Origin of the sequence: Dietzia sp. MNB45 (assembly GCF_051994785.1) — a bacterium.
Taxonomy (GTDB): domain Bacteria; phylum Actinomycetota; class Actinomycetes; order Mycobacteriales; family Mycobacteriaceae; genus Dietzia; species Dietzia kunjamensis.
In genome coordinates, this window is sequence record NZ_CP163397.1 from 2,453,629 (window position 1) to 2,474,901 (window position 21,273).

The following is a 21,273-nucleotide window of genomic DNA, read 5'->3' on the forward strand; positions in this document are numbered from 1 at the left end:
CATCCCGATGGGTGAGGCAGCACGCAGCGTGGCGTCGCCTACTGCGCCCCCTTACGGCGCGGTCGTCCCCACCGAGTAGGCGGCCGCCGCGTCGCGCACGTCCATGACGTACTCGCGCGACGCGTTGTAGGCGAGCACGGCCCGCTGCCAGTTCTCGGCCTGCGAGAGGTCTCCCCCGTTGGTGCACAGCAGGCGCGCGGCGGACACGGCGGCGTCGTCGATCTGGTTCGGATCGGCGCGCCCGTCTCCGTTGGCGTCGACGCCGTACTTGCGCCACGATTCGGGGATGAACTGCATGGGCCCGACGGCCCGGTCGTTCTCGGTGTCGCCGTCCAGCTCGCCGCCGTCAGTGTCGGGAATGTCGGCGAAGCCGGGCGAGCCGTCGAGTTTGATGCCGATGATCGGCGGGAGCGCGTAGCCGTCGTCACTCAATGACGCCCCGCGGTACCGGCCGTGCCGCGTCTCCACGTGCCCGATCCCGGCGAGCGTCGTCCAGGCGAGGTTGCACTCGGGACGGGTCTGCCGCATGGTCTCGGCGGCGTTGCCGTAGGCAGCGAGTGCGGCGACAGGGATATTCATCGGCTCGTTGAGGCCCGCCGCCCACTCGCGCAGCTGGTCGGAGGTGCGGCCGGGCGCGTTGATGTCGACGCTCGGCACCGGGGCCCCGGCGGCGGGCGGGATGCCCGGGGGGATGGGCGTCGGCGCCTCGCGGGTGGGCCCGTAGGAGCACGACGACGACAACACGGCAACGGCGACCAGGCCCGCGAGACTCGCGGTGGCGCGGGGGGTCAGGGTGGGCATCGCGCTCAAGTCTGCCCGAGCGGGGCCCGGCAGCGCGTCGGGGTATCCCCCGATTCCCGGCGGGCCGGCGCCTCGCGCGTCCGGGCAGCCGCGGGCGCCGAGGTAAGCGGCGGGCCCGCCGCGGTCAGCTGCGGGCGCCGAAGCCCCCGGCCAGCGTGGTGAGCTCGTCGAGCAGCGCGTCCCGGCTAATGGCGGGACGGTCCAGCACCCACCGCACGGCGATGTTCTCCACGGCCATGACGATCACCCACGCGCGGGCCGCCGGGTCCCCGGTCGTGGCGCCGGCGGCCGCGAGGTAGACCGCCAGGAGTTCGCGGACCCGCTGCTCCAGGGCGTGCTGCGCCGCCCGGTGCCGCACCGCGGGCAGCTCCTCCCACATGATGCGCAGCAGTCCGGCGTCGGCCTCGAGCGCGGTGAGCAGGGCGTCGGCGATCGACCGGGCCGTCGCCGGGCTCTTCACGTCGACCGGGCCCGTGGCCGAGAGCGATGCCGCGACCCGGTCGGAAATCTCCGCCGACCACCGGTCCATGACCACCGCGACCAGCGCGGACTTGTCCGGGAAGTACTGGTACAGCGAGCCGGGGCTGACCTCCGCCTCGTCGGCGACGCGGTTGGTGGTGAACGACTCGTAGCCGTCGCGCACGAGCACAACGCGAGCAGCCTCCACGATCCGCTCCACCATCGCGCGGGATCTCGCCTGCTTGGGCACCCTTCTCATAGACGCGAATTGTATGCGAGTAAAAACTCGCGTCATAGTCATGTCATGACCGTGACGCCCGAAAAGACAGCACCCGTGATGCCGTACCCCCAGCGCTTCCGCGAGGGCGAGGGGCGTGGCCGTCGCCTCGGACGCGCCCTCAAGTCCATCGCCGGCGTGGGCCACCTCGACGAGAAGCTCATGGACCGGATCGGTCGCGACTACTTCGAGCGCGACGATCTGGGCGATCAGCTCGCCCGCGCCATGCGGCTGCGGTCCGGCGAGCCCGGCGCGGTGACCCGCCGCCAGCTCGATGAGGCGCTGCACTCCGGCTCGGCCGGCCTGCCCGACGACGCGCCTCAGATCCTGCGGGACTACATCGCGCACCTCGAGGGCACCCCGGACTGGGTCGACTGGGAGAAGATCGAGCGGGGACAGACGGCCTACCTGCGGTTCGGCCAGAACGCCGCCGACATTCTGTTACAGCTGTCCCTCATCGGCGGCTACCGGTTCGGCGGCCCCACCGACCTGCTGGTGGCGACCGGCGGCCTGACCGGCGAGACGACGCTGCGTCGCCTGGCCGAGACCAGCCACTGGACCATGTCCCTGTCCATCCCGGACGGGCTGCGGCCGGGTGGTGAAGCGTGGCGACTGACCGGCCACGTGCGGGCCATGCACGCGGTGGTCAACAACGCCATGGAGCCGCGCTGGGACAGCCAGCGCTGGGGCCTGCCCATTAACCAGAGCGACCTGGCCTCGACCCTCGGCCTGTTCGACGCCGTGGTTCTGCTCGGAGTGCGAACCCTCGGTGTGCCGGTGAGCCGTAAGGACTCGGACGCGGTGATGCACATGTGGCGCTACGTCGGATGGCTGATGGGCGTGGCCGACCACTACCTGGTCGAGGGTGAGCGCGAACGCCACCGCGTCAACTACCACATCCTGCTGTCCCAGGCCGGCATCTCCGAGGCCGGGCCGAAGCTCACGCAGGCACTGGTGGAGTCCCAACGACGCCGCCACCGCAGCGGACCGCTGCCCCGACTGCGCGCCCGGGTGGGGCACGAGCGGCTGCTGAGCATGCTCACCGTGCTGCTCGGCCCTGAATCGATGCGGGAGTTCGGCTTGCCGGTCCGCCCGCCGTGGGCGCACGCCTACCTCGTCCCGCTCAACACCCTGCGCTACCGCACGCCGTGGGGCCGGGCCCGGCTCGAGTCGTGGGGCGAGAAGGTCCGGGCCCGCGAGCGCAAGGAGACCTTCGGCGACTCCCGGCCCGACATCGGCCGCCCCGCCACCACCTGACGCCGGACTCCCCCTGAGGGGCCCGCCCCGACCCGCGCCCGGCTGCCCTCCCGCCTGCCTGCTGCCTGCCTGCCTGCCGAGCAGAGGATTTCGCGCGTATCGCCCGAGAGACGGGTGCACGAATTCCTCTTGTCGGCGGGCTATGGCGGCGAGGAGGCCAGACAGCCGCCTGGTGGCTCAACGTCAGTTCAGTGTGCGCTGTACTGTTCAGCACATGCTGACGCATGCCACGCGCCTCGACGTGATGCACCGGCTCGGCCGGGCGATGGCCGACCCCACCCGGTCCCGGATCCTGCTGTGCCTGTTCGAGGGGCCCAGGTACCCGGCCGACCTCGCCCGGGAACTCGAACTGACCCGGCCCAACGTCTCCAACCACCTCGGGTGCCTGCGGGACTGCGGGATCGTCGTGGCCGCGGCCGAGGGTCGGCAGATGCGCTACGAGATCGCCGACCCACACCTCGAGGCCGCACTCACCGCGCTGCTCGACGTCACGCTCGCCGTGGACCGCGATGCCGAGTGCGCGGTCTCCGACTGCCCCACGTGCGCCGGCGCGCCCGGTGCCCGGCCCGGGGCACGGCCGGCGACGGGCACCACGACGGTGCGGGCGTCATGACCTCCGCGTGCGGCTGCGAGGCGCCGGCGCCCGCCGACCCCGAGGAGAAGGACCGACCGTGGTGGAAGGACCCGGCGGTCCTCATCCCGGCCGCGTCCGGCGTCGCGTTCATCTCGGGCCTCGCGGCAGAGTGGTGGGGGGCAGAGTGGTCGGGAGCCGGACCGGCCGGCCAGGCCCTGTTCTGGATCGGCCTGCTGCTCGGCGGGTCGACGTTCGCCCCGGCAGCGATCCGCGGGCTGCTCACCAGCGGCCGGCTCGGCATCGGCCTGCTCATGACCATCAGCGCCGTGGGCGCCGCGATCCTCGGGTACGTCGAGGAGGCCGCGGCGCTGGCGTTCCTCTACTCCATCGCCGAGGCGCTCGAGGACAAGGCGATGGATCGCGCCCGCTCCGGCCTGCGCTCCCTCCTGCGACTCGTCCCGGACACCGCCACCGTCCGCCGGGGCGCCGGAACCGCCGAGATCCCCACCGCCGACCTGCGCGTCGGCGAGACGCTCGTCATCCGCCCGGGCGAGCGCGTCGCCACCGACGGGATCGTGGCCCGCGGCCACAGCAGCGTCGACGCCTCCGCGGTCACGGGCGAGTCGATCCCCGTCGAGGTCGCACCGGGCGACCGCGTCCTCGCCGGTTCGATCAACACCTCCGGCCACCTCGACCTCACCACCACCGCCCCGGGCACCGACAACACGCTCACCACGATCGTCGGCCTCGTCGAGCGTGCCCAGACCGAAAAAGGGCGACCGGGCCCGCCTCGCCGACCGGATCGCCCGCCCGCTGATCCCCGGGGTCCTCGTGCTGGCCCTGCTCGTCGCGGGCCTCGGCTCGCTGCTCGGCGACCCGGAACTGTGGATCACCCGCGCGCTGATCGTCCTGGTCGCAGCCTCGCCGTGCGCCCTGGCGATCTCGGTGCCCGTCACCGTGGTCTCCGCGATCGGCGCGGCCAGCCGGTTCGGTGTCGTCGTGAAGTCCGGGGCGGCGTTCGAACGGCTCGGCACCATCCGTCACCTCGCGATGGACAAGACCGGGACCCTCACCCGCAACGACCCGTCGGCCGTCCGCGTCCTCACCACCCCGGGCACCAGCGAGTTCGAGGTGCTATCCCTGGCCGCGGCCGTCGAGCGCCACAGCACCCACCCGCTGGCGGCCGCCATCACCTCCGCCGCCCTCGCCGGAGCCGCCCGGCAGGACCCGGCAGGCTCGCGGGTCTCCGGGCCGGGAACCAAAGACGCCGAGCACGTCGAGGAGGCCGCCGGGCACGGGATCTGCGGCACCGTCGACGGACACCTCGTCACCGTGGGCTCACCACGCCGGCTCGCCGCCGGGGAGCTCACCGGTCAGATCACGGCCCTGGAGCACGAGGGCATGACCGTGGTGGTGGTCCACCGCGACGGCCGCCCGATCGGCACCATCGGCATCCGCGACGAACTGCGGCCGGAGGCCCTGGTCGTCGTCGCCACCCTGGCCGACCACCACATCGGCGTGAGCATGCTGACCGGCGACAACCCGCGCACCGCGGCCGCGCTCGGCGCACAGGCCGGCATCGGTGACATCCGCGCCGACCTCACCCCCGCGGACAAGGCCGTCGCGATCGCCGAGCTCACCCGCACCCGCCCCACGGCGATGATCGGCGACGGCATCAACGACGCCCCGGCATTGGCCACCGCGGACGTCGGCATCGCGATGGGCGCGACCGGATCCGACGCCGCCATCGAGTCCGCGGACGTGGCCTTCACCGGCACCGACCTGCGCCTCCTCCCCCGGGCCCTCGCGCATGCCCGCCGGGGCAGCCGGATCATCAACCAGAACATCGTCCTCTCACTGATCCTCATCACGACCCTGGTCCCACTGGCGATCACCGGCGTCCTCGGGCTCGCCGCGGTGGTCCTGGTCCACGAGATCGCCGAGGTCATCGTGATCCTCAACGGGCTGCGGGCGGCGCGGATGCCGTCGACACCTGCGGCTACGGCGCCGGTGCGTGAGGCCCGAACGCCTCAGATCGCCAAATGAGCCGATAGCGGCTAATTTGCCGGTTTTAGGTGTTTTCACCTTACGTCGGCGGTGTGTGGCACGATCGCCTCATGTACGTGGTGACCATCGACCAACGCCGCAGCCGCAGCAGCGCCGACCGGGTACCCGCCCTGATCGACGCACTGGCGGACATCCCGACCGCGGCCGCGTTCGAGCGCACGGCCGGAGACGAGGTCCAGGGCCTGCTCGACGACCCTGCCGCGGTGCGGTCGGCGCTGCTCGTCGCCCTGCGCGAAGGTGACTGGCACTGCGGTGTCGGGGCGGGAGACGTCGACGACGAGTCCTACTCCTCCGGGACCAGGGCCGGTCGCGGGGACGCCTACCTCGCCGCCCGCGACGCCGTCGACGCCGCGAAGGGCCTCCCCGGCTCGGTGGCCATACGGGTGTCGAGCGACCCCGGATCGCAGGACGACCGCGGCTCGGCGACGGCGTGGGCCGCCGACTGCGAGGCGGTGTGGGCACTGGTCGCGCCACTCGTGCTCGGGCGCACCGAGGCGCAGTGGCGGGTGGTGGACGCCGTTGACCACTCCCCCACCCAGGTCGCCGCCGCCGAGGAGCTGGGCATCACGCCCGCCTCGGTCACCGGAGCGCTGCGGCTGTCGCAGATCCGCGAGGAGCGCGCCGCGTACCCGGTGCTCGACCGGCTGCTCGCCGGCGCGCACGACGCGGCCGTGGGCGGGGCCGGCAGCCCGGCGAGCGGCCAGCGCGGGAAGGCCGCGGACGGCGGGCGCGGGAAGGCCGACCGATGAGCAGCTGGCCAGACTGGATCCTCGTCGCGATCGTCGTGACGCTGAGCCTGATCGCCTCCGCCGCGCTCGGCTCGCCCATCGCGTCGCTCGTCCTGCGCTCGGCGCGGGTGCCAGAACCCCCGACCATCGAGGTCAGCGGCGACACGCGGACTCCGGTGATGCGCCGCCGCGACGACCCCGCCCCAGCTGTCCGCGAGGTCCTGCGCGGGGGGATGTGGATCGGGATCCTCGAACGCGTCGGACTCACCGCGGCCATCCTCGCCGGCCGCTTCGAGCTCGCCGCGGTGGTCGTGGCCATCAAGGCCCTCGGCCGATACCCCGAGATCCGCGAGAACCCCGCGGTGAGCGAGCGGTTCATCATCGGCACGCTCGCCTCACTTCTCGTCGCCGCGGCGTGCGGGGCGCTCGGACTCGCGATTCTGCATACCCTGGGCTGAGCACGGTCCCGATCCCCGAGGAGAGGACACCCGCCATGACCCGCACGAAGCTCTTGGTCTCCGCCGCCGTGACCGCGTCCGCGCTGGCCCTGACCGCCTGCGCCGGAGGCGGAGACGACACCGCGACCGCGACTGACCCGGCCGGCACCTCCGCCGACGCCAGCGCGGAGTCCGGCACGAACGCCCCGCCCGAACCCGGCGCCGACGCTCCCGCCGATGAGGGTGAGCGCTCGGCCGCCGATGTCATGTTCGTGCGGATGATGATCCCGCACCATGAGCAGGCGATCGAGATGAGCGACATCATCCTGGCCAAATCCGACATCCCCGCCGACATCACCGCCCTCGCCGAGAAGATCAAGGCCGAACAGGCTCCCGAGATCGATCAGATGACGGCCTGGCTCGACCAGTGGGGACAACCGCCCGGCCCGCGCGACGGCCACCGAGGTCACGGCGGCGGCGGCATGCCCGTGATGGGCAACGACATGTCGATGATGGACGGCATGCTCTCCGCCGACGAGCTCCAGCAGTTGTTCGACGCCGAGGGCACCGACGCCGCGCGGTTGTACCTGGAGCAGATGATCGCCCACCACGAGGGCGCCATCGACATGGCACAAGGGGAGGTATCGGACGGTACCTATCAGCCGACCGTCGACCTGGCCCGGTCGATCATCGACACCCAGCAGCAGGAGATCGCGCGCATGCGTGAGATGCTCGCGGCGATGTGAGGCCTGACAGGCCACGCGGCACCCGGCAGCGTGATACCCGACAAGGAGCCCGCCCAGCAATGACCACCACCCCTCGACTGCGTCGCCGGGCCCTGGCCGCGGCCCTCACCGCGAGCTGGCTCACCCTCACCGCCTGCGGCGCCACCCAACCCGGCCAGGCGGACCAGAGCCCCAGCGGGCAGAACCAGAGCGCGCAGAACCAGGGCGGACAAGTCCAAAGCGGACAGAACCAGAGCGAGTCGAGACAGGCCGCGGCGACCGAGGTCCTCGACCGGTACGGGCTGGCCGATATGGACGCCCGCGGGGTGATCGAGCACCTCGACACCATGCCCGTCGCCGAGCGCCCCGCCACCCTCCTCGCCTCGGTCCAGCCGACCGAGCTCGTCCTCACCGACACCGCCGGCGGCTCCATCGCGACCCTGCCGATGCCGGACGATCACTTCTACCTCGCCGTCGCGCCCTACGAGGACCAGACCCACGACTGTCTCTTCCACAGTCTGACCACCTGCCTCGGCGAGATGGCCGGCGAGCCCGTCGACATCACCGTGACCGACGAGGCGGGGCAGACGGTCGTCGACGAGACCCGCACGGCCTACGACAACGGGTTCGTCGGCCTGTGGCTCCCCCGCGACCTCACCGGCACCCTCACAGTCGAGCACGACGGGAAGTCCTCGACAGTGCCGATCGCCACCGGCGACGACGACCTCACCTGTCTGACCACGGCGCACCTGACGTAAGAGCCCGACGCCGCACCCGACCCGCACCCGCCAGGAGCCCGCCCATGGTCACCGTCCGAACCGCCACACGCGCCGACGCGCCCGCGATCGCCCGCATCCTCAGCGAGGCGTTCCGCGACGACCCCGCATGGTCGGTCACGCTGCCCGAGGACGAGACCCGGCACACAAAACTCACCGCGTACTACCTCCGCCGGGTGCGGCGACACCCCCAGTGGGTCGACGTCGCGATGGACGACGGCCGCGTCGTCGGCGCGGTCCTGTGGCAGCCCCCTGCCGCGCCCGGCGCTCTGGGCACCGCCCGGCGAGCGATCTCCGGTGCGGCCCTGTGGACGCTGGGCCGGCTCCCCCTGGGCCGCGGCGCGCGGCACACCCTCCAGATCGAGGCCTACCGGCCCACCGAACCGCACTGGTACATCCGCGATATCGGAACCGGTCCCCTGGCCCGCGGCAAGGGCGTCGGATCGGCACTGCTGGAGCACCGCCTGAGGGTCGTCGACCACTCCGCGAACCCGCTAGCGTTCCTCGAATCCACCACCCCGGCGAGCCGTCGCCTCTACGAGCGGTTCGGGTTCGAGGCAGTGGGCTCCGTGCCGACGCTTCCCGGACAGTCCTCGACCGCCATGGTCCGTCGGCCCGTCGACAGCGCGGACCAGTCCGACCGGCCCGACGGAAGCGCGGAGTAGACCCGCCGGGCGGCACCTCCTCCGCGCACGCGACGAACGCCTCAGTACGCTCACGGCCATGACGGCAGACTTCGTGACCCCCATCACAGACACCCTCGGCCGCGCGCGCCAGAACATCATCTACCGCTCCGGCGTCTCCGGGATCACCCCCGCGGTACCGACCAGCGCCGAGAAGCTCGAAGCCGCCGCCCGCCGCGCGCTCCTGCGACGACCCGGCGGGAAGAAGGCCTGGGCCTACGTCTACGGAGGAGCCGGCTCGGGGCAGACGATGGCCGCCAACCGCGAGGCCTTCGACCGCCGGCGACTGGTGCCGCGCATGCTCCGCAACACCTCCCGGCGCGACATCACCACCACGGTGCTCGGGCAGACGCTCCCCGCGCCCGTCCTGGTGGCCCCGATCGGCGCCGCCGGACTCATCCGTCGCGACGCCGACGTCATGGTCGGCCGGGCCGCCGCCAGGCGCGGACTGCCCTACATCTTCTCCTCGCAGGGCTCCTCGCCCATGGAGGCCACGGCCGCGGCGATGCAGGACAGCCCCCGCTGGTTCCAGCTGTACTGGAGCAGCGACGAGCAGCTGGTCGACAGCTTCATCGCCCGGGCCGAGGCGATCGACGCCGGCGCCCTGGTCGTCACCCTCGACACCACCACCCTCGGGTGGCGGCCGTGGGACCTCGACCTCGGTTCGCTGCCGTTCACCCGCGGCGTCGGGATAGCGCAGTACACCTCGGACCCGCGTTTCCGGCAGTTGGTCGCGGAGCGGGTCGAGCGCGAGGCCGCGGCGGGCGCCGATGCCGATGCCGATGCCGCTGCCGTCAAGGTCACCCCGCAGGCGGCGCTGACGCTGCTCGAGATGGCGCGCAACCACCCGGGCTCGACGCGGGAGAACCTGCGCGCCCCCGAGACCCGCGCCGCCGTGCAGACGTTCCTCGACACGTTCTCCAACCCGGCACTGAGCTGGGACCACCTGGCGACCCTGCGGGACCGGACGAGGCTGCCGATCGTCCTCAAGGGCGTCCTGCACCCCGATGACGCCCGGCAGGCGTTCGATGCCGGTGTCGACGCGGTCATGGTGTCCAACCACGGCGGTCGCCAGGTCGACGGGTCGATCGGCACCCTCGACGCCCTCGTGGCGATCCGCGAGGCGGTCGGCCCGGAGCCGACACTGCTGCTCGACTCGGGCATCCGCAACGGCACCGACGTCGTCAAGGCCATGGCGTGCGGCGCGAACGCGGTGACGATCGGCCGGCCCCACGTCTACGGCCTGGCCATCGCCGGCGAACACGGCGTCGGCGAGGTGCTCGACAACCTGCTCGCCGAGATCGACCTCACCATGTCGCTGAGCGGCGCCAGCTCGTGGGACGAGGTCGACGCCTCACTCCTGGCCTGAGACTCGCGCCCGGTCCGAGGCTCGCACTCGGCGTGGTCGTGGTTCGGGCATGAGAAGAGCCCCCGGTCGGCGACTGCCTACCGGGGGCTCTGCTCTGCAACGGGCCAGCTCTGTGGCGACCTAGATGATCGGGTCGCCTTCGCGCCTGGCCTCGGCGGCCTCCTTGACGAAGCCACGGACGAGGACGGCGAGGACGCCGGCCACGATGACGGGCCAGATCAGGACGTAGATCGTGAGAAGGATCGGTGTCATTGTCAGCTGCCTTCCTTCCTAGACGCGGACGAGGTCGTCGTCGTCGTCATCGGTTCGGACGTTCTGGTCGCGGCCGTCGTCGTCGGACTGCGCCTCGAGGGCCTCCGCCGATTCCGCCGTGTCGTAGTCGGCGGTGCGGGCGGCGATCTTGGCGAAGTCGAAGTCCATCGAGCTACGGAAGGACATCGCGGCACAGACGATCGTGCTCACCGCGTACGCCACGAGCGAGGCGGTCAGGGTGTCGTAGTCACGCAGGAAACCGAGGATGAACGGCGCACTGCCCAGGGCTGCGATCGCGCCGACGACCAGCGCCGGGCGCAGGCCGAAGAACCCGAAGATCATCAGCCCGAGCACCACGCCCACGCCGACCACCGCCAGGGCCTCGATGGCGTAGGCCAACAGCCCGCTGTCCGGGATCGCACCGAAACGGGTCGGCAGGAACACCGCGAGCGCCGCGAGAACCGACACGGTGAAGGCCATGTTGGTGACCTTCTTCCAGTAGAAGCTCGCGATCACCGGGAACACCAAGGCACCCCACAGCGCACCCACGAAGACCAACAGGTCCAGGATGTTGAAGCGGATGTTGGCGAACACCAGCGCCGCAGCCGTGGCGACGACCATCGTGAGCCGGCCCACGATGAGCATCGTGCGCGGGTTGGGCACCTTGCCCTTGCTGCGCAGGCTCTGCCCGTAGACGTCGGTCATGGCGATCGACGACATGGCCGACAGGTCGGAGTCCGCGGTCGACGACAGCGAACCGATGATCATGATGAAGAACACCGCGACCAGGACGCCCGGCAGGTACTCGGCGGCCACCTGCGGCAGGATGTTGTTGGGGTCACCGTCTACGGGATCGATACCCGCGTACAGGGCGAGCACGCCCACCATGCCGATGCCGATGATCGTGGCGCCGTAGCCGATCGTCGCCGTGATGAAGGTCGGCTTGATCAGGTCCTCGCGCACCGCGAACAGGCGCTGGGCGATGGTCTGGTTGCCGATCGCGTAAGCCAGCACGGCCGCGATGTAGGGCGCGCCCTGGTTGAGGAACGCGTCCGAGGAGAAGAAGTTCTGCTGCTGCGGGGTGAGGTTGGCCGCACCCGTGGAGAACACCTCGACGCCGCCGAGAAAGAAGAACATCGACGGCACGATGATGATGACCGCGCCGAGCATGGCCAGCACCTGGGCGAAGTCCGTGAGCACCGAGGCGCGGAAGCCGGACCACAGCGTGTAGAGCAGCACACCGGCGGCGATCACGATGATGCCCTGCATGAAGCTGAACGGGCTGAGCATGGCGATCAGGGCGCCACCGGCGATGAAGTTCGACGTCAGCGAGATGACCGAACCCAGGATGTTGGAGCCGGCCAGCATCAGCTGGGAGGAGCGCCCGTGGCGGGCGAACATGACCTCTGCCAGGGTGTGAGCCTGGGGCGCGACCTTTCGGATGCGTCGGCCGAAGGGGTAGATGAACAGGATCATCAGGGCACCCCAGAGCCCGTAGTGGATCGGTCCCGACACACCGTAGAGGTAGCCGGAGTTGACCGAGGCGTACATCGACGAGGCCCAGATCCAGGTGGCCGTCATCGACGCGGCCGAGATGCCGAATCCGATCCGGTGACCGGCCGTCATGTAGTTGTCAGCGTTCTCGTCCTTGCGAGCGATCCGCATGGACATGACCATGGTGCCGCCGTAGAACAGCAGCAGTAGCAATACAAGCGCAGTCGCACTCAGCGCGGGAGAGCCGAGCAAATCCATATCTGCCTTTCTCTCTTTTATTGTCAGAACAACGGGCCCAGCATAGAGAACCCTGACGGGAAACTGAGAATCGCCAAGGTGAGAGGCATTGTCGGGAGGTCCAAAATGGAGCCCGCTCCCCACCGTTCGACGGCCTGCGACCCGGTCACGGGATGGAGGAAAACCCCAAACGTCCCCCTTTGGCGAGGCCGACGCTCAGGGAATGTTGTGGATGAACGTTGCCAGATCAGCGACACCCAGAATGTTGCGGTCGGACGCAAAAATTGCGGCGCCTGCCTGCGCTGACGGCCCAGGATCAAGCGGCAGCAGTCGACCCCGGCGAGTGTGCGCTCAACGAACGGAGTGCCGTCAACTTAAGAGTGGTGTCATATCCCTCAGCAGGTGACTGCGAGGACCACCCATCGGCCGGACGCACCCGTGGGCGGGTCGGCGGCGGGCTGGCCGGCGGCGGCCGGAAGGCGGGTGGTCCCGAGGTGTGGATCAGTACTGGCCGGTGCGGTGGGGCCAGGCGGCGCGCCAGTCGTCAGCGCTGGCCTCGGCCGCGGGCACGGGCAGCCGCGACTCCGCGGCGCTGACGGTCTCGGCGAACTCGCGGACCACCCGTCGGTACTCGACCTCCGCCGAGCCGGAGCCGTCGGCTTCGGAGGCCTCGTCGGCGGAGTGGGCGGCGGCGTGGAACAACCCCCCGGCATCGACGTGGACGACGCGCATCCGATCGGGCACGAGATCGTCGGGGATCCCGGCCGACCGGACGCGCTCGAGCACCTTCTGCCCCAGGGCCAGCGCGGGCATGTCCCAGGAGATCCCCTCGACCACACCGCGCGGCGGGCGACCGGCGCGCTCGGCGGCCTTGGCCTCCTGCCACAGTCGGTCCTGCTCGGCGGCATCGAGGGCCCCGGGCCCACGACCGGGCCCGTCGGTGAACCAGTACGGCGCCCGGCGTCGGAGCTTGTCGAGCAGCGCCCCGGCCACGTCCTGCACGTCGAACGGCGATTCGTCCCGCTCGGCCCCGATCGCGGCGTGGAACAGCACCTGGAGCAGCAGGTCGCCGAGCTCGGAGACCAGCTCGTCACGGTCGCCGTCGGCCACCGCGTCGACCAGCTCCCACGACTCCTCGAGCAGGTACGGCAGGAGCGAGGCGTGGGTCTGGGCGGACTCCCACTCGCCGTCGCGGCGGATGCGGGCCATCACCTCGACGGCCTCGGCCAGCTGGTCGCCGCCGCCCGTCGAGAAGAGGGTTTCGCCTGTATCGGTCGAGTGGACTCGTGCGAAATCCTCTTCTCGGCGGGAATCGCGGGCGCCGCGGGCGCCGCCGGCGCCACCGGGGCCGCTGGGGCCACTGGGGCCGCGGGCGCCGCCGGGGCTTCCGTGCCCGCCCCCGCCGCCGCCCGAGTCCACGCCGCCCGAGCCCCCGCCGCCGGTCACGACGCGGGCGCCGTCTCCGGCTGGATCACCGGGTTCGACCCCTCCGGATCTCCGGCCATCGCGGTGAGGAAGTCGGCGGCGTACTGCAGCATCTCGTCGTCGCGCGCCTTCTCCCCGCCGGCACCCGAACGCGCGCCTGCGGCCTTGGGCAGCGGGAGCAGCACGGTCTTCTGCGTGGCCCGGTACTGGGCGGCGGGGTACATGCGCTTGAGCCGCATCTGCTGCGAGTCCAGCAGGTCGAGCGGGCCCACGCGCAGGCGCGATCCGGCCAGGACGATCTCGCGGACCCGGTACTTCTGCGCGACCAACCGCAGCCGCGAAACCGAGACCACGCGGCGGGCCTCGGCGGGAAGCGGCCCGTAGCGGTCGAGCAGCTCCTCGACCACGGCGTCGATATCGGCGGCCTCCCGAGCCTGCGAGAGCTTGCGGTACGCCTCGAGCCGCAGCCGGTCTCCGTCGACGTACTCGACCGGGATGTACGCGTCGACGGGCAGCTCGATGCGGATCTCGCCGACCTCCTCCTCGACCTCCACCTTCTCCCCGTCGGCGACCGCGCGGTACGCCTCCACCGCCTCGCCCACGAGACGGATGTAGAGGTCGAACCCGACGCCCGCGATGTGCCCCGACTGCTCGGCGCCCAGCACGTTGCCGGCGCCGCGCAGCTCGAGGTCCTTCATCGCCACGGCCATGCCGGCCCCGAGGTCGTTGTTCTGCGCGATCGTCGCGAGCCGGTCGTAGGCGGTCTCGGTGAGCGGCTTCTCCGGGTCGTAGAGGAAGTAGGCGTACCCGCGCTCACGCGACCGGCCCACGCGGCCGCGCAGCTGGTGCATCTGCGACAGTCCCAGCTGGTCGGAGCGGTCCACGATGAGGGTGTTGGCGTTGGAGATGTCCAGGCCGGTCTCGACGATGGTCGTACACACCAGCACGTCGTACTCGCGGTTCCAGAACCCGCCGACCGTCTGCTCGAGCTGCTCCTCCCCCATCTGCCCGTGCGCCACCACGACGCGCGCCTCGGGCACCAGGTCGCGGATCTTCGCGGCGGTGGAGTCGATGGTCCGCACGCGGTTGTGGACGTAGAAGATCTGCCCCTCGCGCAGCAGCTCGCGCCGGATGGCGGCGGCGACGTGCTTGTCCGAGTGCGCGCCCACATACGTCAGCACGGGCAGCCGCTCTTCGGGCGGGGTGAGGATCTGGCTCATCTCGCGGATGCCGGCCAGCGACATCTCCAGGGTGCGCGGGATCGGGGTGGCGGACATGGTGAGCACGTCGACGTGGGTGCGCAGGGAGGTGATGTGCTCCTTGTGCTCCACGCCGAAGCGCTGCTCCTCGTCCACGATCACCAGGCCGAGGTTCTTCCACCGCACGCCCGTGGCGAGCAGCCGGTGCGTCCCGATCACCACGTCCACTGTCCCGTCCGCCAACCCGGCGAGAATCTTCTTGGCCTCGGCGTCGGAGGTGAAGCGGCTCAGACCACGGATCGTGACGGGGAAGCCGGTCATGCGCTCGGCGAACGTGGCCAGGTGCTGCTGCGCGAGAAGCGTCGTGGGCACCAGCACCGCAACCTGGGTGCCGTCCTGCACGGCCTTGAACGCGGCGCGCACGGCGACCTCGGTCTTGCCGTAGCCTACGTCGCCCACCACCACGCGGTCCATGGGGGCGGTCTTCTCCATGTCGTGCTTGACGTCCTCGATCGCCGTGAGCTGGTCGACGGTCTCGGTGAACGGGAACGCGTCCTCCATCTCGCGCTGCCACGGGGTGTCGGGGCCGAACGCGCGCCCGGGCGCGGACTGCCGCTTGGCGTACAGCTGCACCAGCTCGGTCGCGATCTCGCGGACCGCCTTGCGGGCCTTGCGCTTGGTGTTCTGCCAGTCGGCGCCGCCCATCTTGGACAGCGTCGGGGCCTCGCCGCCGACGTAGCGACTGAGCTGCCCGAGCGACTCCATCGGCACGTAGAGGCGGTCACCGGCCGCGCCGCGCTTGCCGGGCGCGTACTCGATGACCAGGTATTCGCGCCGTGAGGAGCCGTCGCCGCCGCGCACCTGCCGCTCGACCATCTCCACGAACTTGCCGATGCCGTGCTGGTCGTGCACCACCCAGTCGCCGGCCTTCAGTGCCAGCGGGTCGACCTGGTTGCGGCGCTTGGAGTGGCGGGCCTTGGGGCGGGTGGTGGAGCCGAGGCGGTTGCCGGTGAGGTCCGTCTCGGAGACGACGACGAGGTCATCGGCCACCCCGGCGGCGCCCTCGGTGAGCGAGAACCCGCCGTGCAGGACGGCCTCGTAGACCGACACGAGTCCGGAGGCGGGCTCGGATCCCGCCGACGCGGCCGTGGCGGGGACCTCGGCCTCGGACAGGCGTTCCAGGATGCGGGCGACGGTGCCGTGACCGGGCACGACCATCGCGGCCCGTCCGCCGCCGCCGACGAGCGCGCGGAGCCGGACGAGCATGGCCTCCATCTCGGAGTCCTTGCCGCGCGGGGCGGGCGGGTCGCCGGCGGGGACGGTGATGACCGCGCCGTCCTCGGGGTCGGTGAGGAACCCGGGCGGGACGAGCTGCCACCACGCGCGGCCCGCCTCGGTGGCCTCGGAGCGGACGGCGGAGAAGGTGCGGTAGCCCGACCCGGACAGGTCCAGCGTCTCGCTGTCCACGGGGGCGTCGCCGCCCATGGTGGCCGCGGTCCACGAGGCCTCGAGGAACTCCCGGCCGGCGGAGGCCAGGTCGGCGGCGCGGCGGCGGACCTTGTCCGGATCGCACACCACCACCCGTGTGTCGGCGGGCATCAGCATCGGCAGGGTCGTCATGTCCTCCGGCACGAGCACCGAGGTCAGGGCCTCCATGCCGTCTCGCGGGATGCCCTCGGCCAGCGAGTCCAGCAGCTCGGCGAGCGTCGGGTTGGCGCGGTGCTCGGCGGCCAGCTCCCCCGCCCGGGCCCTCACGGCATCGTCGAGCAGGAGCTCGCGGCACGGGAACAGCACCGCGGACTCCACCTCGCCGTCGGGCAGGGAGCGCTGGTCGGCCACGGAGAACTCGCGGATCTCGGCGATCGTGTCGCCGTCGAACTCGATGCGCAGCGGGTGGTCCGCGGTGGTCGGGAAGACGTCCACGATGCCGCCGCGCACCGCCACGTCCCCGCGCCGGGCGACCATGTCCTCACGCAGGTACGCGAACTCGGCCAGCCGCACCATGAGCTCGGTGGGGTCGACCTCGGCGCCCTTGACCAGCCGCACCGGCTCCCGGCGGGCCGCGCCGGGTGAGATCGGCTGCACCACCGACCGCGCCGCCGCCACGACGATCCCCGGGGGCCGCCCCGACAACACCGAGTTCAGCACCTTGAGCCGGCGACCGATCGTGTCCGCCGCCGGCGAGAGACGCTCGTGCGGCAACGTCTCCCAGCTCGGGAACTGCGCGACCTCGTCGTCGTACAGCCCCGACAGCTCGTCGGCCAGTTCCTCACACTCGCGCTCCGTGGCCGTCACCACCAACAAGGGGGCGCGCTGCGCCACGGCGGCGACGAGGAACGGCCGCAGCGCCTCGGGCGCGCGGACCACCGCCGCGTCGCGGTCCAGACCGTCGCGCAGGTCGGCCAGCGCCGGGTTGGCCAGGACCGCACCCGCCAGACCGGACAGTGCGGCGGCCGTGGGAGTGGTGGCGGTGGTGGTCACGCGTGTGGATCCTCCGGGTAGGGGGTTCGTCGAGCGGGGGTGTGCGGGTCGCACGGGTGGTGGGACGCACACCTGAAGGGCCGCAGATCCACCACTCTAACCGCGCACCCGCCCCGGTAGCCTGTGCGTATGCGCGAGACCACAGACGCCGAGCACGTCGACCCCCGGCCCGTCGACCCCGGGCACGGCGACACCCAGGGCGCCCCCGCCGGCCCGGTGACGATCTCCCCCGCCCCGGCCACCGCCGACGACGCCGCCCACGACACGATCGGCGCGCGCGTGTTCACCGACCGGTGGATCGGCGTGCTCCTCACCCTCGGCTCGGCCCTCGCGCTGGTCGCGTCGTTCCAGCTCAGCCTGGACAAGATCCGGCTGCTGGAGAACCCGGACTACACGCCGGCGTGCAACTTCTCCATCCTCATGAGCTGCAAGAGCGTCATCAACTCCGAGCAGGGGGCGGCGTTCGGGTTCCCCAACCCGTTCATCGGGCTGATCGGGTTCGGCATCGTGATCGCGATCGGCGTCGCCGCCGCCACGGGTGTGCGGTTCCCGCGCTGGTACTGGGTGGGTGCGCTGCTCGGGCTGACGTTCGCCGCCGGATTCGTCCACTGGTTGGCCTACCAGTCGATCTTCCAGATCCAGGTGCTGTGCCCGTGGTGCATGGTCGTGTGGGCGGCCACCATCCCCATGTTCTGGTACACATTGCTGCACGTGCTGGCCAAGCTCACCCGGGCGCGGTGGGTGCGCGCGCTGCAGCGGTGGCACCTGGTGCCCGTGGTGGTCTGGTACCTCGCGGTGGCCGGGGTCATCCTGTGGGCGTTCTGGGACTTCTACTGGGCCGACTTCTTCGCCAACCTCTGACCGGCCGTGGAGTATACCGGGGTCGACATCGTGATCCCCGCCCACGATGAACAGGACCTACTGGCGGGCTGCCTCGACGCGCTCGAGGACTGCATCGCCGCCACCCCGGTCCCGGTGACCGTGACGGTCGTGGTGGACTCCTGCCGCGATGCCACCGAGAAGATCGCGCGGGGGCGGGCCCGGATCGTGCGGACGAGCGCCCGCAACGTCGGCATCGCCCGCGCGCGCGGGTTCGACTCGCTGCGGCGGCCCTCGTCGTCGTCGCCCGGCTCCGTGCCGTCCCCCTCGCGGCGCTGGTACGCGACCACCGACGCCGACTCCCGCGTGCCCCGCACGTGGCTCACCGACCAGCTGGCGGTCGCTCGCTCCGGCGCCGACGTGGTGGCGGGCCTGATCGCGGTCGACGACTGGTCGGACTGGACCCCCGCCACCCGGCTGAGCTACCTCGAGGGCTACCACCCGGGTCCCGGCCACCGGCACATCCACGGCGCCAACATCGGCATCTCCGCCCGCGCCTACCGGCAGCTCGGCGGCTTCGACCCCCTCCCCGTGCACGAGGACGTCCAGCTGGTCCGGCGCGCGCAGGAGGCCGGGCTGACGGTGGCGTGGTCCACCGCTGCGCCGGTGATGACCTCGGCCCGCCGGACCGCGCGCGCCCCCGGAGGCTTCGCCGGTCACCTCGCCGCCACGGAGAGCGCCGCGACCGAACGCGCCGCCAGCGCAGGGACCACCGCGTCATGACCGCGTGTCCGCGAGCAAGGAGGCCCCGTGAGCAACACTGACGTGCCCCCCGGCGGCTCCCCGGACGCCGCTTCGTCCGCCGACCTGGCCCGCGAATGGGTCCGCGCCGGCCGCGCCGACCTGCCCCTGCCCGCCCGCGGCGACACCCGGACGAGATGGTCCGAGCTCACCGCGATGTGCACCCGGGACGTCTCCGCCGGCCGCCTGGTCGAGGCCCACGCCGACGCCGACGCGATCCTCGCCGAGATCTCCGGCACCCGCGTGGGGCGCAACGAACTGTGGGGCGTCTGGGCGGCCGAACCGCCGACGCCCGTGCTCCGCGCCCGGCGCGTGGGCGGAGGCTCGGGCGGTGGTTCAGACGGTGGCTCGGGCAGCCGGTGGGTACTCGACGGGGTCAAGGCCTGGTGCTCCGGCGGCGACGTGTGCACGCACGCCCTGGTCACCGCGTTCGACGACGACGAGCCGCGCCTCTTCGCCGTCGACCTGCGTCAGCCCGGTGTCGCGCCCCGGGCGGACGGCTGGGCGCACCCGGGGATGGCGGGCAGCCGCACCACCTCCGTCGAATTCACCGACGTGCCGGCCCGCTCCGTCGGGGACCACCGCTCGTACCTCGAGCGACCCGGGTTCTGGCACGGCGGGATCGGGGTTGCCGCCTGCTGGCTGGGCGCCGGGATCGCCGTGGCCCGGCCCCTGCTCGCGCGGGCGACCCGGCCCGACGTCGACCCCCACGCGCTGGCCCACCTCGGCGCCGTGGACGTGGCCCTGGGAGGGGCGTCGTGGGCGCTGGACGCCGCCGCCGCGGAAGTCGATCGCGACGGACCCGGCGCCGACCTCACCGTCGCGCGCCACCGGGCCGTGCGCGTGCGGGCGATGGTCGAGGCCGCGGTGGACGAGACCATCCGGCGTGTCGGCCGGGCGCTCGGCCCGGGACCGCTCGCGATGGACCCGCGCCACGGGCAGAACGTCCTCGACGCCGAGGTGTACATCCGGCAGTTCCACGCCGAGCGTGACCTCGCCGGGCTGGGCGCCACCGCCCGCACCCACGGCGGGTGGGCGCGATGACCACCGATCCCGCCGAGGGCGGTTCCACCCACTGGACCGGCATCGGGCTCGACGACCGCGGCACTACCCACGCCGCCTGGGACGCCTGGTTCGGCGGGCGTACCGCCGACCCGGAGCTGACCGTTCCGTCCGGGGTCCGGCGGGTGGTCGTGGTCGCGCCGCATCCCGACGACGAGATCCTCGGCGTGGGCGTCACCGCCGCCCGGTTCGCCGCAGCCGGGGTGGAGGTGGTGATCGTGGCCGTCACCGACGGCGACGCCTCGCACCCCGACTCCCCCACGGTGACGCCCGCGCGGCTCGCCGCGCTGCGGATCTCCGAGAGCCGGCGCGCCTGCGCGGCCCTGGGCCTTCCCGAGCCGGTGCGGATCGGACTGCCGGACGGCGGGGTCCGCGGGCACGAGACGCGTCTGGCCGACGCGATCGCCGAGGCGATCGGTGACGTCCCCGGCGAGGACTGCGTGGTGCTCAGCACGTGGCGCGGAGACGGCCACCCCGATCACGAGGCCTCCGGACGCGCGGCCGCCCGGGCCTGCGCCGCCACCGGAGCGCGACTGGCGGAGTACCCGGTGTGGACCTGGCACTGGGCCGAGCCCGGCGATCGGCGCGTGCCCTGGGACCGGCGGCGTCGCGTCGTGCTCACCGACGCCGAGCTCGCCGCCAAGCAGGCGGCGGTGGCGGAGTTCGTCACCCAGGTCGCTCCGCTGTCCGATCGGCCGGGGGACGAGGCGATCCTGCCCGACTGGATCCTCGACCGCCTGGTCACGCGCTCCGAGACGGTGTTCTGGTGAGCACCCCGGGCCACTACTTCGAGGAGATGTACTCCGGGTCGGCAGACCCCTGGGACTTCGCCGGCTCGTGGTACGAACTGCGGCGCTACGGGCTCCTCGTCGCCTCTCTCCCCGAACAGCGGTACCGCGTGTGCTTCGAGCCCGCCTGCTCGGTGGGGGTGCTCACCGAGATGCTCGCCGAGCACTGCGACGAGGTGCACGCGGTGGACGTCGTCGACACCGCCGCCGAGCAGGCCCGCGCGCGCATCGACCGCGCGGGGTTGGACCACGTGCACGTGCGCACCGCCGACGCGTTGGACCCGTGGCCCGGGCGGTCCTGCGACCTGTTGGTGCTCTCGGAGTTCCTCTACTACACTCCGGTCGACGGGCTCGACGACCTACTCACGGCGCTGCTGCGGCTGGCCGAACCCGGCGGGACCGTCGCGGCCTGCCACTGGCTGGGGCGGTCGGACGACCACGCCTGCCACGGCGAGGACGTCCACGCCGCACTCGCACGCCGCGTCGACCTCACGCGGCTCGTCCACCACCGCGAGGAGGGTTTCATCCTCGAGGTCTTCCGTCGCACCTGATGGCCGGCTGC

General features: G+C 72.1%; 19 protein-coding genes and 1 pseudogene. 14 read left to right on the forward strand and 6 right to left on the reverse strand.

Annotated elements, in window-relative coordinates; translation table 11 throughout:
- Positions 1–51: 51 nt before the first annotated feature.
- Together AB5G72_RS11730 and AB5G72_RS11735 are read right to left on the reverse strand one after the other, a co-directional pair.
- Positions 52–801 carry a lytic transglycosylase domain-containing protein gene (locus tag AB5G72_RS11730; RefSeq protein WP_067713423.1) on the reverse strand — a complete coding sequence of 250 codons (750 nt, stop codon included), beginning with the start codon at positions 799–801 and terminating at the stop codon, positions 52–54.
- Positions 802–925: 124 nt separating this feature from the next.
- Entirely contained in the window at positions 926–1,519 is a 594-nt protein-coding gene (locus AB5G72_RS11735) for a TetR/AcrR family transcriptional regulator (RefSeq protein WP_440219926.1), read from the reverse strand.
- Between the two features lie 45 nt (positions 1,520–1,564).
- Between AB5G72_RS11735 and AB5G72_RS11740 the strand changes: the two genes are divergently transcribed.
- The 9 genes and pseudogenes from AB5G72_RS11740 to AB5G72_RS11780 all read left to right on the forward strand — a co-directional run bounded on the left by AB5G72_RS11740 (position 1,565) and on the right by AB5G72_RS11780 (position 10,153).
- Complete coding sequence (locus AB5G72_RS11740) at positions 1,565–2,794, forward strand: oxygenase MpaB family protein (RefSeq protein WP_440219927.1); 1,230 nt, start codon at positions 1,565–1,567, stop codon at positions 2,792–2,794.
- A gap of 214 nt (positions 2,795–3,008) precedes the next feature.
- The gene (gene cmtR / locus AB5G72_RS11745; RefSeq protein ID WP_440219928.1) at positions 3,009–3,407 is read left to right on the forward strand and encodes a Cd(II)/Pb(II)-sensing metalloregulatory transcriptional regulator CmtR; all 399 of its coding nucleotides are present in this window, start codon (positions 3,009–3,011) and stop codon (positions 3,405–3,407) included.
- A pseudogene (locus AB5G72_RS11750) lies at positions 3,404–5,414 on the forward strand (heavy metal translocating P-type ATPase). Before cmtR ends, AB5G72_RS11750 begins: the two are co-directional and overlap by 4 nt.
- A 71-nt stretch (positions 5,415–5,485) precedes the next feature.
- Positions 5,486–6,184: a hypothetical protein gene (locus AB5G72_RS11755; protein ID WP_440219929.1), complete on the forward strand. Its 699-nt coding sequence runs from the start codon at positions 5,486–5,488 to the stop codon at positions 6,182–6,184.
- Entirely contained in the window at positions 6,181–6,621 is a 441-nt protein-coding gene (locus tag AB5G72_RS11760; protein WP_440219930.1) for a hypothetical protein, read from the forward strand. Before AB5G72_RS11755 ends, AB5G72_RS11760 begins: the two co-directional genes overlap by 4 nt.
- 35 nt (positions 6,622–6,656) lie before the next feature.
- Positions 6,657–7,346 carry a DUF305 domain-containing protein gene (locus AB5G72_RS11765; RefSeq protein WP_440219931.1) on the forward strand — a complete coding sequence of 230 codons (690 nt, stop codon included), beginning with the start codon at positions 6,657–6,659 and terminating at the stop codon, positions 7,344–7,346.
- Between the two features lie 59 nt (positions 7,347–7,405).
- Positions 7,406–8,083: a CueP family metal-binding protein gene (locus AB5G72_RS11770; RefSeq protein ID WP_440219932.1), complete on the forward strand. Its 678-nt coding sequence runs from the start codon at positions 7,406–7,408 to the stop codon at positions 8,081–8,083.
- A gap of 44 nt (positions 8,084–8,127) precedes the next feature.
- Entirely contained in the window at positions 8,128–8,766 is a 639-nt protein-coding gene (locus tag AB5G72_RS11775; RefSeq protein WP_440219933.1) for an N-acetyltransferase family protein, read from the forward strand.
- Positions 8,767–8,824: 58 nt separating this feature from the next.
- Positions 8,825–10,153 carry an alpha-hydroxy-acid oxidizing protein gene (locus AB5G72_RS11780; protein WP_440219934.1) on the forward strand — a complete coding sequence of 443 codons (1,329 nt, stop codon included), beginning with the start codon at positions 8,825–8,827 and terminating at the stop codon, positions 10,151–10,153.
- Between the two features lie 120 nt (positions 10,154–10,273).
- Here the strand turns inward: AB5G72_RS11780 and AB5G72_RS11785 are convergent, their stop codons facing one another.
- From AB5G72_RS11785 to mfd, 4 genes are all read right to left on the reverse strand, one after another.
- Positions 10,274–10,405 (reverse strand): putative transporter small subunit, encoded by a 132-nt coding sequence (locus AB5G72_RS11785; RefSeq protein WP_096907137.1) that lies wholly within the window; start codon positions 10,403–10,405, stop codon positions 10,274–10,276.
- 18 nt (positions 10,406–10,423) lie between these two features.
- Complete coding sequence (locus AB5G72_RS11790) at positions 10,424–12,157, reverse strand: sodium:solute symporter family protein (RefSeq protein ID WP_440219935.1); 1,734 nt, start codon at positions 12,155–12,157, stop codon at positions 10,424–10,426.
- A gap of 480 nt (positions 12,158–12,637) precedes the next feature.
- The gene (locus tag AB5G72_RS11795) at positions 12,638–13,582 is read right to left on the reverse strand and encodes a MazG nucleotide pyrophosphohydrolase domain-containing protein (protein ID WP_440219937.1); all 945 of its coding nucleotides are present in this window, start codon (positions 13,580–13,582) and stop codon (positions 12,638–12,640) included.
- Positions 13,579–17,241, reverse strand: a complete 3,663-nt coding sequence (mfd, locus tag AB5G72_RS11800; protein ID WP_440219938.1) for a transcription-repair coupling factor — start codon at positions 17,239–17,241, stop codon at positions 13,579–13,581. The genes AB5G72_RS11795 and mfd overlap by 4 nt, the downstream gene beginning before the upstream one ends.
- A 129-nt stretch (positions 17,242–17,370) precedes the next feature.
- Here mfd and AB5G72_RS11805 point away from each other — a divergent pair, with 129 nt between their 5' ends.
- The 5 genes from AB5G72_RS11805 to AB5G72_RS11825 are packed head-to-tail and all read left to right on the forward strand — an operon-like array spanning position 17,371 to position 21,262.
- A complete protein-coding gene (locus AB5G72_RS11805; protein WP_185950247.1) occupies positions 17,371–18,102 on the forward strand; it encodes a vitamin K epoxide reductase family protein in 732 nt (243 codons plus the stop codon).
- A 6-nt stretch (positions 18,103–18,108) separates the two neighbouring features.
- Positions 18,109–18,843 carry a glycosyltransferase gene (locus AB5G72_RS11810; protein WP_440219939.1) on the forward strand — a complete coding sequence of 245 codons (735 nt, stop codon included), beginning with the start codon at positions 18,109–18,111 and terminating at the stop codon, positions 18,841–18,843.
- A gap of 27 nt (positions 18,844–18,870) precedes the next feature.
- Positions 18,871–19,905 (forward strand): acyl-CoA dehydrogenase family protein, encoded by a 1,035-nt coding sequence (locus AB5G72_RS11815; RefSeq protein WP_440219940.1) that lies wholly within the window; start codon positions 18,871–18,873, stop codon positions 19,903–19,905.
- Complete coding sequence (locus tag AB5G72_RS11820; protein WP_440219941.1) at positions 19,902–20,693, forward strand: PIG-L deacetylase family protein; 792 nt, start codon at positions 19,902–19,904, stop codon at positions 20,691–20,693. Before AB5G72_RS11815 ends, AB5G72_RS11820 begins: the two co-directional genes overlap by 4 nt.
- Positions 20,690–21,262, forward strand: coding sequence for a class I SAM-dependent methyltransferase (locus tag AB5G72_RS11825; protein ID WP_440219942.1), 573 nt, complete (start codon positions 20,690–20,692; stop codon positions 21,260–21,262). The genes AB5G72_RS11820 and AB5G72_RS11825 overlap by 4 nt, the downstream gene beginning before the upstream one ends.
- Positions 21,263–21,273: the final 11 nt, after the last annotated feature.

Coding starts and splice junctions, on each gene's coding strand:
- AB5G72_RS11740 (WP_440219927.1), top strand. CDS start 1,565: ATGACCGTGACGCCCGAAAAGACAGCACCCGTGATGCCGTACCCCCAG.
- AB5G72_RS11790 (WP_440219935.1), bottom strand. CDS start 12,157: ATGGATTTGCTCGGCTCTCCCGCGCTGAGTGCGACTGCGCTTGTATTG.
- AB5G72_RS11755 (WP_440219929.1), top strand. CDS start 5,486: ATGTACGTGGTGACCATCGACCAACGCCGCAGCCGCAGCAGCGCCGAC.
- cmtR (WP_440219928.1), top strand. CDS start 3,009: ATGCTGACGCATGCCACGCGCCTCGACGTGATGCACCGGCTCGGCCGG.
- AB5G72_RS11770 (WP_440219932.1), top strand. CDS start 7,406: ATGACCACCACCCCTCGACTGCGTCGCCGGGCCCTGGCCGCGGCCCTC.
- AB5G72_RS11760 (WP_440219930.1), top strand. CDS start 6,181: ATGAGCAGCTGGCCAGACTGGATCCTCGTCGCGATCGTCGTGACGCTG.
- AB5G72_RS11785 (WP_096907137.1), bottom strand. CDS start 10,405: ATGACACCGATCCTTCTCACGATCTACGTCCTGATCTGGCCCGTCATC.
- AB5G72_RS11730 (WP_067713423.1), bottom strand. CDS start 801: ATGCCCACCCTGACCCCCCGCGCCACCGCGAGTCTCGCGGGCCTGGTC.
- AB5G72_RS11765 (WP_440219931.1), top strand. CDS start 6,657: ATGACCCGCACGAAGCTCTTGGTCTCCGCCGCCGTGACCGCGTCCGCG.
- AB5G72_RS11780 (WP_440219934.1), top strand. CDS start 8,825: ATGACGGCAGACTTCGTGACCCCCATCACAGACACCCTCGGCCGCGCG.
- AB5G72_RS11805 (WP_185950247.1), top strand. CDS start 17,371: ATGCGCGAGACCACAGACGCCGAGCACGTCGACCCCCGGCCCGTCGAC.
- AB5G72_RS11775 (WP_440219933.1), top strand. CDS start 8,128: ATGGTCACCGTCCGAACCGCCACACGCGCCGACGCGCCCGCGATCGCC.
- AB5G72_RS11820 (WP_440219941.1), top strand. CDS start 19,902: ATGACCACCGATCCCGCCGAGGGCGGTTCCACCCACTGGACCGGCATC.
- AB5G72_RS11735 (WP_440219926.1), bottom strand. CDS start 1,519: ATGAGAAGGGTGCCCAAGCAGGCGAGATCCCGCGCGATGGTGGAGCGG.